The organism is Streptomyces humi, from assembly GCF_001005085.2.
Lineage (GTDB): Bacteria > Actinomycetota > Actinomycetes > Streptomycetales > Streptomycetaceae > Streptomyces > Streptomyces humi.
In genome coordinates this window covers 1-12,325 of the sequence record NZ_LBMU02000091.1, presented here as the reverse complement: position 1 = coordinate 12,325, position 12,325 = coordinate 1, and the positions used below count along the sequence as shown (strand labels likewise).

Genomic DNA, 12,325 nt, shown 5'->3' with positions numbered 1-12,325 from the left:
GGGCTTCACCCGAACGGTTCGGCCGGGTCTCCCCCGGCGCCGGCGCCGCCGATCCGGGCCGCCGTGATGCCGTGGGCCGCCCGCCAGCCGGGGTGGTAGAGGGTGCTCAGGTACCGGTCCGCGCCGTCGGGGCACAGACAGACCAGTTCGTGTGTCTCCGGTTCCTCGCCGAACAGCCGCAGCGCGGCGGCGACGGTGGCTCCGGAGCTGCCGCCGACGCCGATGCCGGCGTGCTCGGACAGCCACAGGCAGGCCGCGATCGCCTCGCTGACGTCGACGTACAGGGCCTGCGCCCGGTCGGCGGGCAGGAAGTACGACGGACAGCTGGCCCCGATCCCGGACAGCAGCCGCCTGCCGGGCGGTGCCCCGCCGAGTGCGGCGGAGCCGTGCACGTCGACACCGACCAGCTTCCAGGGGACGTCGGTCTCGTCGACGTACCGGGCGAGGCCCGCCAGGGTGCCGCCCGTCGAGACGGGCACCAGCAGGGTCGCGGGGCCGGGCACCTGCCGTCTGAGTTCGGGCGCCGTGGTCACGAAGTGGGCGCGGGGATTGGCTTCGCTGCGGTACTGGTTGGTCCACACTAGTCCGGGACGGGTGCGCAGTTGTTCCCGGACGTGCCGGATGCGGTTGAGAAGATAACCACCGGAGGAATCCGGTTCGTCGACGACCGTGACCCGCGCGCCCAGTTCACGCATGCGGTCCACGAAGAACGAGCTGGTGCGGGGATCGACGACGGCGTTGAAGGGAATTCCGCGCCCCTGGCATTCGGCCGCCATCGCGACGCCGAGATTCCCCGACGTCGATTCGATGATGCCGATGTCCTTGTCGATGCGGTCGGCCACGTGCTCGATGAGAAAGGCGGCGATGCGGTCCTTCAACGAGCCGTGGGGATTGTGCGATTCGAGTTTCAGCCGGAGCCGGCGCTCGAGTCCGTGCACCGTCACGGCGACATCCACGATCGGAGTGGTCCCGACCGGGGGAAGCGCCGGATGCGGAGAGCTCACCGCCCTCATGATGGAAACCTGTCAGCCGGCGGCCTCGGACATCTCCACGACGACGAGGCGACCGGTTCCCTTGAGTGTCGCCAGGTCGATGTCGGCGATGCAGCGCACCGGGTCGTCGTTGAGGATCAGGGTGCCCTCGACGTGGACGGTGCCGGTGCCCTGCCCGAAGTCGGCCGCGCCGAGCTCGGTCGCGTCCCGGTCCAGGCGTATCCCGAGGTCGGTGCCGCCGCGGGTCTCGGTGAACTTCACGAACACGGTGCCGATGTCGGTGAGACGGGTGTGCAGCTCCTCCAGGGTGGGCTTGGGTCCGCCCACCTCCACCGGCTGTGCGTCGCTCAGGCGTTGCGTCAGCTCATCCATGGCAGCCTCTCGTGGGCTTCTCGTGGGCTCAGTTCTGCTCGGAGTCGGCGTAGGCGAAGGCGAGGTCCTCGGGAATGCGGAACTTCAGCGTGGTCTCGCAGAATTCGCGCCACTCGGGGGTGTCCTCGGTGAAGAGTCTCTTGTCCTTGTCGACGCCGACCGGGCTGATCAGCACGGTCAGTTCGTCACAGAGGAACACCGTGGTGTCGTCGGTCATCTCGCGCTCTTCCGGCTGAGCGCCGGCCGCCCAGCCCGGGAACCGACGCAATTCACCCAGCAGGTAGGACTTGCAGTACTTCCTCACCGGAACCTCCGAAAGCGAGCCGACGGCGAACATGGGCACGCGCAGCACCGGGAAAAGGAGTTCGTCGGAATGCCGCGAAACGTGTTGTCGCGTGATTAGGCGCTCTCAGCGTACGGCAATGGTGCCTGCTCATCCATAAGTGCCCGTGCGGGACGGCTTGTTCGCGTGTTCAACCGCTTCCCGCGCGGCGGTTGAACACGCGAACCGGGTGGTGCGGTGCGGAGGTTCCGTCACGCGTCCCGCGAGCGCAGCAGCCAGCCGCCCGCCAGCAGCGCGCCGGTGGCCCACAGCGCCAGCACGCCCAGGCCCTTCCAGGGTCCGATGGGCAGCTTGTCCAGGTCGATGGTGCTCTGGACGGCGAGGCCGGCGGTCATCGGGGAGATCTGCTGGAGGTGGCGCTGCCAGTCCGGGTCGGCGACCACCTGGGCGAGGATCGGGAAGACGAACAGCAACGCGAGCACGATGCCGATGGCGGTCGCCGAGTTCCGTACGACCAGCGCGATCCCGAGGCTGAGGAGACCGATCAGGACGAGGTAGAGCACGGAGCCCACGGCGGCCCGGAGCGTGGACCCGTCGGCCAGCGACAGGGCTCCGTAGCCGTGCGCCTTGGTGAATCCGCGGTCCGGCTGGACGATCCGGCCGGTCAGCAGGGACGCCAGCACCGCGACCGTACCGGCCACCAGCATGACCGCGGTGAGGACGGACGCCTTGGCGCCCAGCACGGTGAGGCGGCGCGGCACCGCCGCGAGGGTCGTCTTCATCATGCCGCTGCTGTACTCGTTGCCCACCATGAGCACCGCCACGATGGCGACGACGACCTGCCCGACCATCACCCCGGTGAGGCTCAGCCGGGCCGGGTCCTGCCCGCAGCCCGCGGCGTCGCAGCGGGAGGTCATGGCCACCGCGGCGCCGACCGCCACGGTCAGGGCGACCACGCCCAGTACCAGCCAGCCGTTGCCGGCCTCGGTACGCAGCTTGGTCCACTCGGCGTGTCCGGCCCTCCTCATACGTCCCTCCGGCGCAGCAGGACCACGGCGGCGGCGAACGCCACGGCCGCGTAGACGCACAGCACGGCGAAGCCGGACCAGGGCGCCAGCGGGAAGTAGCCCGAACCGGGCGCGTAGACGGTGACGACCTGCTCGTACCGCGCGACGCTCTGCAAAATGGCGAAGCCGGCGGCGGGGGTGACCCGCAGCAGCCACTCGGAGGCGCCGTCCGGCAGCACCGAGGCGGTGGCGAGGAGGTAGGGCAGCACCATGCCGACGACGACCACGGTGATGGCGACGGCGCTGCGCCGCAGGACGGTGCCGACGGCGAGGGCGAGGACGCCCGCGACGGCGAGCAGCAGGCCCGTGCCGACGACGACCCGCAGTTCGGTGCCGGTGGGCACGGTGAGCACGGGAAAGCCGTTCGCCTTCGAGCGCTGTCCGCCCAGGGGCACCATGACGGCCGCGGAGACCAGCCCCACGAGGAACCCGACGGTGCCCACCACGAGTGCCTTGGCCACCAGGACGCGGCCGCGGCGCGGGCTCGCCGCCAGGGTGACGCCGATCAGGCCCCGCCGGTACTCGACGGTGATGTAGCCCGCGCCGACGACGACCATGATGATCAGCCCGGCGAACGCTCCGACGAGGAAGTTCTCGATGGTCCGCACGCCGCTGGTGGCGGGCCCGCCCACGACCGGCGCGATGTCTCCGGCGCCGGTGACGGCGAAGCCGCTGCCGGACGGGACGGCCTGGCCCTTGGTGTTCTGGCTGTAGCTGCCGGAGGTGCCCGCCCCGTCACCGACCTGAACCTGCTGCCAGTTGCCCGCGGTCCACTGGCCGCCGAGGTCCACCTGGTCGAAGGTGCCGGTGGCCACGGCGGGCGCGAAGCCCGTCCCGGTGCCGGTCTTCTCCTCCACGGACGGCGAGGTCACGAACAGCCCGACCTGCGCGGTCGCCGACAGCCCTGAGAGCCGTGCGCTGCCGGTCTCGGTCCACTTGGTGCCGTCGGCCGACTGGTAGCCGGTGACGGTGTCTCCGGAGCGCTTCAGACGCAGCCAGGCCGGCTGCTCGCGGCCGGCCCGTCCGGACGGGCCGGCGATGTCGTGCGTGTAGTCGTACTGCATGCGCACGCCGTGTGCGCCGGTCAGCATCATCGCCGCGTACGCCGAGCCCTGGTCCAGGCCGTCCTTGACGATGATCCCGGCCTTCGCCCAGGGCGCGAGTCCGGTACGGCTGTGCTCGGGGTCGGTGGCGACCACCCCGGTGAGCGACGACACGGAGACGGTGATGGTGCCGTCGCCCTGGAGCGGCTGGTGCACGAAGTAGAAGCTGTCGTTGACCGCTTCGCCGCCGGGGCCGACGGGCAGCGCGGCGCTGCCGTCCGTACCCGACGCGTTGCCCGCGGCGGTGGCGAGCAGTCCGACCAGGCAGATGACGAGGACGGCGCCGATGCTGCTCGCGGTCCAGCCGCGCACGGTGCGGAACTTGGTCCATTCCGCGTGCAGCAGCCGTCCGAAGCCGCCGCGTTCCGGCCGTGGCCTCGCGCGGGGCGGGGTGAGGGTGGAGGTCATCGACCGGCCTCCTCGGGCATCGTCCCGCGGTACTGCACGGCGTCCCGGGTGAGTTCCATGTAGGCCTCCTCCAGCGACGCGCGGTGCGAGGAGACCTCGGAGAACGGCACCGCGTGGGCGCCGAGCAGGGAGACGACGTTCTCGGCCGGCATGCCGGTGACGCTGATGGTGTCGGCTCCGCTGGAGCTGACGGTGGCGCCGGCGCGGGCCAGTACCGTCATGGCGTCGTTGCGGGCGGAGGTGCGCAGGGTGACGCGTCCCTCGGACATGGACTCCAGCAGCTGACGCACGCTCATGTCGGCGAGGACCCTGCCCCGTCCGACGACGACCACGTGGTCCGCGGTGTCCTGGAGTTCGCTCATCAGGTGGCTGGAGACGAGCACCGCCCGGCCCTGGGCCGCGAGCGAGGCGAGGAAGCCGCGCATCCACATGAAGCCCTCGGGGTCGAGGCCGTTGAACGGCTCGTCCAGCATGACGACCGGCGGGTCGCCGAGGAGGGCCGCCGCGATGCCGAGCCGCTGTCGCATGCCGAGCGAGAACCCGCCCGCCTTTCGCTGGGCCACTTCCTGAAGGCCGGCCTGGCGGAGCACCGCGTCGACCCGGACGCCGTCAAGTCCCTGTGAGTGCGCCAGCCACAGCAGGTGGTGGCGGGCGGAACGGCTGGGCTGCACGGCGGCGGCGTCCAGCAGCGCCCCGACGTGCTTCAGCGGTGTGCGCAGGTCCCGGTAGGGGCGGCCGCCGACCAGGGCGCTCCCCGCGTCCGGTTTGTCGAGGCCGAGGATCACCCGCATCGTGGTGGACTTCCCGGCACCGTTCGGACCGACGAAGCCGGTGACCTGACCGGGCCTGACGGTGAACGTCATCCCGTCCAGCGCCTGGGTGCTCCCGAAGCGCTTGCGCACGTCCCTGACCTCGATCGTCGCATCCGACTCATCGATCGTCTTCTCCATGGTGAAAACCCTAGGGAGAACGGGGTCCGCGGTCGTCACGGCACAGAGCCAGCTTTCACGGCGCCCCTGTGAGGGAGGAAAAACGCCGCCCCTCCCCCACATGAGGGATGGGCGGCGTCCGTGGTGTCCTCCCTGAGGAGGACGCCTACAGGTCGAACTCCTCGTACTCTGCCCCGTCCTCGGCCTCGCCGTCCGGGCCCACGATCGCGGCGATCGCCGCGATCGTGGGCTGTTCGAAGACCTCGGCGAGGGTCAGACCGACGTCGAACACCTCCCGGATGCGCGAGACCAGCTGGGTGGCCAGCAGGGAGTGTCCGCCCAGGTCGAAGAAGTTGTCCTGCACACCGACCCGTTCGGCCCCCAGGAGCTCCGCCCAGATCCCGGCGAGCACGTCCTCGGTCCCGGTACGGGGCGCCACGTACGCCTGCGCCGAGTCCGTACGGGCCGCACCGGCCGGCTCGGGCAGGGCGGCCCGGTCGACCTTGCCGTTGGTGGTGAGCGGCAGCTCGGTGAGCTCGACGAGGACCACGGGGACCATGAACGCGGGGAGCCGGCCGGCCGCGTGGGCCCGCAGCTCGGCGGTGGGGGGCAGGCCCGCACGCTGGTCGGCGGGGACCAGGTAGGCGACCAGGCGCCGGTCGGTGTCGTCGCCGTGGGCGGTGACCACGGCCGTGCGGACCGCCGGGTGGGCGCCGAGGACCGCCTCGATCTCCCCCGGCTCGATCCGGTACCCGCGCACCTTCACCTGGTCGTCGGCCCGGCCCAGGAACTCCAGCCGCCCGTCCGCCAGCCGGCGCACCCGGTCCCCCGACCGGTACATGCGCTGCCCGTCGCCCGTGAACGGGTCGGCGAGGAAGCGCTCGCCCGTCAGCGCCGGCCGCCCGAGGTACCCGCGCGCCACCTGTGCCCCCGCGATGAACAGCTCACCGGCCACTCCTGGAGGCACCGGCCGCAGCGTGGCGTCCAGGACGTACACCCGGGTGCGGGGAACCGCTTCGCCGATCGACGGCGCCCGCGTGCCGGCCGTGTCGCACGCGCCGACCGTGGCACAGACCGTCGTCTCGGTCGGGCCGTAGGCGTTGAACAGCCGGCGCCCGGCGGCCCAGCGCCGCGCGAGGTGCCCCTCCAGCCGTTCGCCAGCCGTGAACAGGGTGCCCACGGTGCTCCACTCCTGCGGCCGCAGCACGTCGAGCAGCGACGGCGGCACGGTCGCCACCTCCACCCCGCCGCGCGCGACGAGCGTGGCCAGCCGGTCCGGTTCGGCCCGCTCCACGGCGCCGGCCATGACCAGCGTGCCGCCGCCCGCCAGGGCCATCAGGACCTCCCAGACGGACGCGTCGAACCCGAACGGCGCGAATTGCAGCACGCGTGTACCCGCGTCCGGGCCGAGCACCGACCGCTGCGCCGCGGCCAGGCTCACGGCTCCCGCGTGGGTGACCTGGACGCCCTTCGGACGCCCGGTCGATCCCGACGTGTAGATGACGTACGCGGACTGGCCGCCGTGCACGGTCACGTCGAGCGGCCGTGCGGGCCGGCCGGCGAGGGCCGTCGCCACGGCCGGGTCGTCCAGGACGACCGTGCGCAGCCGTCCGACCGGCAGGTCGTCCACCAGGTCCTCGGTGCCCACGAGCACCGACGCTCCGCTGTCGGCCAGCACGAACCCCAGCCGTTCGGCCGGGTACTCCGGGTCCAGTGGCAGGTACACACCGCCCGCCAGCCACACCGCCAGCAGTGTCACCACCATCTCCGGCCCCCGGGGCAGGCACACGGCGACGACCGACTCGGCGCCCACTCCGGTGTCCCGCAGGTAGTGCGCCAGCCGCCCGGCCCGCTCCAGCAGCCCCGCGTACGTCAGCGTCCGCCCGCCCGCGACGAGCGCGACTGCGTCGGGTGCCGCCGTCGCCCGCGCGACGATCAGGTCGTGCGCACCGCGCACGGACGGCACCGGCGCGCAGGTGTCGTCCGCGTCGCGCACCAGCCGTCGGGCCTCGTCGTCGGCCAGCAGCGGCAGCTCGCCCACGGTCCGGTCGGCGTCCACGGCCACGCCCGCGAGCAGGGTCACGAGGTGCCGTGCCATCCGCTCGACCGTGCTCGCGTCGAACAGCGCGGTGCTGTACTCGAACTCCCCGGACAGCGCGCCGCCGTCCTCCACGAGCACCAGCCGCAGGTCGAAGCGGGTGGTCAGGACGTCACCGCCGGCGTCCAGGAACGCCTGGTCGTCGTCGACGACCTCGCCGCCGTCACCCTGCGAGAAGTAGTTGAACAGCACTTGGAAGAGCGGGCTGCGGGACCGGTCGCGCTCGACGACCAGATCGTCCACCAGCTGCTCGAACGGCAGGTCCTGGTGGGCATAGGCGTCGAGGGCCAGTGCGCGGACGCGGCCCAGCAGGTCGGTGAAGGCCGGGTCGCCGGACAGGTCGGTGCGCAGCACGAGGGTGTTGACGAAGAACCCGATCAGATCCTCGGTCTCGGCCCGGTTGCGGTTGGCGACGGGCGTGCCGACCACCACGTCGTCCGTACCGGCGTAGCGGCCCAGCAGGACGTCGAAAGCGGCCAGCAGCGTCATGAACATCGTCGTGCCGTGCTCGCGGGACAGTCCCCGCAGCGCGGCCACCGTCTCCTGCGGGACGGTGAAGCGGGCCCGGGCACCCGCCGGGGACCACACCGCGGGACGGGGCCGGTCCGTGGGCAGCTCCAGCACCGGCGCCCCACGCAACCGGTCGCGCCAGTGGGCGAGTTGCGCGTCGAGGACGTCACCGGTCAGCCACTGCCGCTGCCACACCGCGAAGTCGGCGTACTGCACGGCCGGCGCGGGCAGCTCGGACGCCCGGCCCGCGCGGAACGCGTCGTAGAGGTGGGTGAGTTCACGCTGGAAGATCCGCGTCGACCACTCGTCGGAGACCACGTGGTGCAGCGACAGCGCGAGCACGTGGTCGTCGGCGGCGAGCCGGACGAGGGTGGCGCGGATCAGCGGCCCGGCCGCCAGGTCGAACGGCGTCGCCTCGTCCGTCGCGACCAGCCGCCCGGCGGCCCCGAGCGGGTCGCCCGCGCCGGAGACGTCGACCAGCGGCAGCGGGAACTCCGCAGGCGGGTCGATCACCTGGTACGCCACCCCGTCCGCGCCGGTCACCAGCCGCGTCCGCAGGACTTCGTGCCGTGCGACGAGCGCCCCGAGCGCCGACCGCAGCGCCCTGATGTCGAGGTCCCGGCCCGTCCGCACCCGCATCGGCAGGTTGTACTCGGTGGACCCGGGCTCCAACTGGTCCAGGAACCAGAGCCGTTGCTGCGCGAACGACAGCGGCAGCAGCCGGTCCCGGCCGACCGGGGTCACCGGCCGCACCGTGGTCCGCTCCGAGGCCGTCACCAGCGCGGCCAGCCCGCGGACGGTGGGCCGGTCGAAGAGCGCGGCGAGCGGCACCTCGGCGCCCAGCACGTCCCGGATCCGGGAGACCACCTGGGTGGCGAGCAGCGAGTGCCCGCCCAGCTCGAAGAAGTCGTCCTGTGCGCCGACCCGGTCCACGCCCAGGACCCGGCCCCAGATCCCCGCCAGCAGTTCCTCGGCCGTACCGGACGGCGCCACGAAGGCGTCGGCGTCCGACCGGGTCGCGCGGGGCGCCGGGAGGGCGGCCCGGTCCAGCTTTCCGTTCGGGGTCAGCGGCAGCGCGGCCAGTTCGGTGAAGACGGCCGGGACCATGAACTCGGGAACGCTGTGCCGCAGATGCTCCCGCAGTTCGGTGGCGGCGGGGACGCCGTCGGCCGGTTCGGCCGGGACCAGATAGGCCACCAGGGCGCGGTCGGCGCCCTCGCCCCAGGTCGTCACGACGGCGGACCGCACACCGGGATGCGCCGTGAGGACCGATTCGATCTCACCGGGCTCGACGCGGAAGCCCCGTACCTTCACCTGCTGGTCCATGCGGCCCAGGAACTCCAGCCGCCCGTCGGCCCGCCACCGCACCCGGTCGCCGGACCGGTAGGCACGGGAGCCGTCCCCCGCGTACGGGTCGGCCACGAACCGTTCGGCGGTCAGCGCCGGCCGGTCCCCGTACGCCCGGGCCAGCGACTCACCCGCGATGTACAGCTCACCCGCGACACCCACCGGCACCGGCCGCAGCCGCTCGTCCAGCACCAGCAGCCGCACATTGGTGAGCGGTTCACCGATGGGGACCAGCCCGCCCGGTGACCAGTCCGTCGTGCCGTGCGGCCGCGGGCACACGGTACTGGCCGCGTCGATGGTGTTCTCGGTGGGACCGTAGAGGTTCGCGACGACGGCCGTGGCGTTGCGGGCGTAGAAGCGCGCCACGTCGTCCACGGGCAACGCCTCACCCCCGCAGAACACCGCGCGCAGCGACGGCAGGGCGGACGGCCATGGATGGGCCACGAACAGTTTGAACAGCGAGGGCACGAACTGCACCACCGTGATCCGCCGGGACTCCAGCAGTGCCACTACGTGGTCCAGGTCCCCGTGCCGGCCCGGCGCCACCAGGACGAGTTCCGCACCCGTGGAAAGCGGCCAGAGCAGTTCCCACACCGAGGCGTCGAAGGTCAGCGGTGTCTTCTGCAACACCCTTTCGGAGTCGGCCAGTCGGTGGCGGTCCTGCATCCACGACACACGGTTCAGCACACCCCGGTGGGTGATCTGCACACCCTTCGGACGGCCGGTCGAACCCGAGGTGTAGATGACGTACGCGAGCTCCAGCGGCAGGACGGGCACCCGCGGCGACGTGTCCGGCAGGGCCGTGAGGGCGGCGCGGGTGGCCGGGTCGTCCAGCCATACGACCGTCTCCGGTCCGCCGGCGCCGACCAGGCCCGCGGCTACTTCCCGGTGCCCGACGAGCACCGACGTGCCACTGTCGGCGAGCATGTACTCCAGACGGTCCGCCGGGTACGAGGGGTCCAGCGGCAGGTAGGCGGCGCCGGCCTGCCACACCGCCAGCACGGCGGCGACCATGTCCGGACCGCGTTCCAGGCACAGGCCCACCACGGACTCCGTGCCCACGCCCGCGCCGCGCAGGAGGTGCGCGAGCCGGTTCGCACGGGCGAGCAACGCCCCATAGGTCAGGGTGTGTTCACCAGACACCACGGCGACCGCGTCCGGCCGTGCGGCCGCGCGTTCGGCGATCAGCTCATGGATACCGTTCACCTCCGGCAGGGCCGCGGCGGTGTCGGTCCAGGTGTGCAGCAGGTGGTCGCGCTCGGGCTCGGTGAGCAGTGGGAGCACACCGACAGGCCGGCCGGGGTCGGCGGCGACGGCCTCCAGCAGTGCGGTCAGATGCCCGGCCATCCGCTCGATCGTCGAGGCGTCGAAGAGGGCGGTGCTGAACTGGATCTCCCCGGTCAGGGCGCCGGCGTCAGTGCCCTCCGTGCCCTCCGTGCCCTCCGTGCTCTCCGCGCTCTCCGCGCTCTCCGCGCTCTCCGCGCTCTCCGCGCTCTCCGCGCTCTCCGCGCTCTCCGTGCTCTCCGTGCCGAGCGTCACCATCAGGTCGAACTTGACGGGCAGGTTCACCGGGAGGGCCTGGGCGCTGGGCTCGCCGACGCGTCCCTCGGAGCCGGAGCCGCGTTCCTCGGAGTCATAGCTGAACAGGACCTGGAAGAGGGGTGTGCGGGAGCGGTCGCGCTCGACGACCAGATCGTCCACCACCTGCTCGAACGGTAGGTCCTGGTGCGCGTAGGCGCCGAGCGCCGTCTCCCGGACCCGCGCCAGGAGTTCGGTGAAGGTGGGGTCACCGGACAGGTCGGTGCGCAGCACGAGCGTGTTCACGAAGAACCCGAGCAGGTCCTCCGTCTCGGCCCGGTTCCGGTTCGCCACCGGTGTGCCGACCGCGATGTCCTCCGCGCCGCCGTAGCGGCTCAGCAGCACGTCGAAGGCAGCCAGGAGCGTCATGAACATCGTCGTGCCGTGCTCACGCGACAGGGCACGCAGGGCGTCCGCCGTCTCCGCGGGAACGGCGAACCGGCGCACCGAACCGTCGGTGGACCGCACGGGCGGACGCGGCCGGTCGGTGGGCAGCTCCAGCACCGGCACACCGGTCAGCTTCTCCCGCCAGTATCCGAGCTGGGCGTCCACGATCTCGCCGCTCAACCACTGCCGTTGCCACACCGCGAAGTCGGCGTACTGGATCGCCAACGGCGGAAGCGGGTCCGGCAGGCCCGCGCGGAACGCCTCGTACAGGGCGACCAGTTCCCCCTGGAAGGCGCGGTCGGACCACTCGTCGAAGACGACGTGGTGGAACGTCAGGGCGAGCACGTGGTCGCTGTCGGCGATCCTCAGGAGGCCGGCCCGCACGAGAGGGCCGGTCGCCAGGTCGAAGGGAGCGAGGCCCTGTCGAGCCGTCACCGCGTCGGCCTCACGCGCCGGGTGCGTGGCTCCGGAGAGGTCGATGACGGGGAGGGGGAGGGAGGTGGGCGGGTCGATGATCTGGTGCGGTACGCCGTCGGCGTCGGCCACCAGGCGGGTGCGCAGCACCTCGTGGCGGGCGACGATCGCGTCCAGGGCCGCGCCCAGGGCGCGCAGGTCCAGCTCGCCGGGCAGGTGCAGCCGGGTCGACATGTTGTACTCGGTCGACCCCGGTTCCAACTGGTCCAGGAACCACAGTCGTTGCTGCGCGAACGACAGCGGCAACGGGCGTTCGCGGTCCGCCGGTGTGACCGGCGGCAGGACACTCCCCCGGCCCGCGCCGTCGATCACGGCGGCCAGACCGCACACGGTGGGCTGGTCGAAGAGCGCGGCCAACGGAATCTCCACCGCGAACACCTCACGCACCCGCGAGACGATCTGCGTGGCGAGCAGGGAGTGTCCGCCGAGTTCGAAGAAGCTGTCCTGGGTGCCGATCCGGTCGACGTCGAGCACCTGCGCCCAGATACCGGCCAGCAGTTCCTCGGTCGCGGTCGCCGGGGCCGTGTACGAGGAGCCGGCGTGCGGGGCCTGCGGCTCGGGCAGCGCGGCACGGTCGATCTTCCCGTTCGGGGTCAGCGGCAACGCCGCCAGCTCGACGAACAACGACGGGACCATGTACTCCGGCAGCACCTCACGCACAAGCTCACGCAGTTCCGACACCGACGGAACTCCGGCAGCCGCGTCGGCCGGGACCACGTAGGCGACCAGACGCCGGTCACCGTCCGCGCCCCGAGCGGTCACCACGGTGGCGTGGAT

General features: G+C 72.3%; 7 protein-coding genes. All 7 read right to left on the bottom strand.

Annotated features, from left to right (window positions below; translation table 11 throughout):
• Positions 1-5 precede the first annotated feature (5 nt).
• The 7 genes from AAW13_RS36065 to AAW13_RS36035 all read right to left on the bottom strand — a co-directional run bounded on the left by AAW13_RS36065 (position 6) and on the right by AAW13_RS36035 (position 12,310).
• Positions 6-1,004, bottom strand: a complete 999-nt coding sequence (locus AAW13_RS36065) for a pyridoxal-phosphate dependent enzyme (RefSeq protein WP_167391768.1) — start codon at positions 1,002-1,004, stop codon at positions 6-8.
• A 21-nt stretch (positions 1,005-1,025) separates the two neighbouring features.
• Complete coding sequence (locus AAW13_RS36060) at positions 1,026-1,364, bottom strand: hypothetical protein (RefSeq protein WP_046729721.1); 339 nt, start codon at positions 1,362-1,364, stop codon at positions 1,026-1,028.
• 28 nt (positions 1,365-1,392) lie between these two features.
• On the bottom strand, positions 1,393-1,716 hold the full coding sequence (locus AAW13_RS36055) for a hypothetical protein (protein ID WP_052768559.1): 324 nt from the start codon (positions 1,714-1,716) through the stop codon (positions 1,393-1,395).
• A gap of 182 nt (positions 1,717-1,898) precedes the next feature.
• Entirely contained in the window at positions 1,899-2,675 is a 777-nt protein-coding gene (locus AAW13_RS36050; RefSeq protein ID WP_046729722.1) for an ABC transporter permease, read from the bottom strand.
• Entirely contained in the window at positions 2,672-4,225 is a 1,554-nt protein-coding gene (locus tag AAW13_RS36045) for an ABC transporter permease subunit (RefSeq protein WP_046729723.1), read from the bottom strand. Before AAW13_RS36045 ends, AAW13_RS36050 begins: the two co-directional genes overlap by 4 nt.
• Positions 4,222-5,175 (bottom strand): ATP-binding cassette domain-containing protein, encoded by a 954-nt coding sequence (locus AAW13_RS36040; RefSeq protein ID WP_046729724.1) that lies wholly within the window; start codon positions 5,173-5,175, stop codon positions 4,222-4,224. The genes AAW13_RS36045 and AAW13_RS36040 overlap by 4 nt, the downstream gene beginning before the upstream one ends.
• A gap of 145 nt (positions 5,176-5,320) precedes the next feature.
• On the bottom strand, positions 5,321-12,310 hold the full coding sequence (locus AAW13_RS36035) for a non-ribosomal peptide synthetase (protein ID WP_206306338.1): 6,990 nt from the start codon (positions 12,308-12,310) through the stop codon (positions 5,321-5,323).
• Between the last annotated feature and the right edge of the window lie 15 nt (positions 12,311-12,325).

Coding starts and splice junctions, on each gene's coding strand:
- AAW13_RS36060 (WP_046729721.1), bottom strand. CDS start 1,364: ATGGATGAGCTGACGCAACGCCTGAGCGACGCACAGCCGGTGGAGGTG.
- AAW13_RS36050 (WP_046729722.1), bottom strand. CDS start 2,675: ATGAGGAGGGCCGGACACGCCGAGTGGACCAAGCTGCGTACCGAGGCC.
- AAW13_RS36045 (WP_046729723.1), bottom strand. CDS start 4,225: ATGACCTCCACCCTCACCCCGCCCCGCGCGAGGCCACGGCCGGAACGC.
- AAW13_RS36040 (WP_046729724.1), bottom strand. CDS start 5,175: ATGGAGAAGACGATCGATGAGTCGGATGCGACGATCGAGGTCAGGGAC.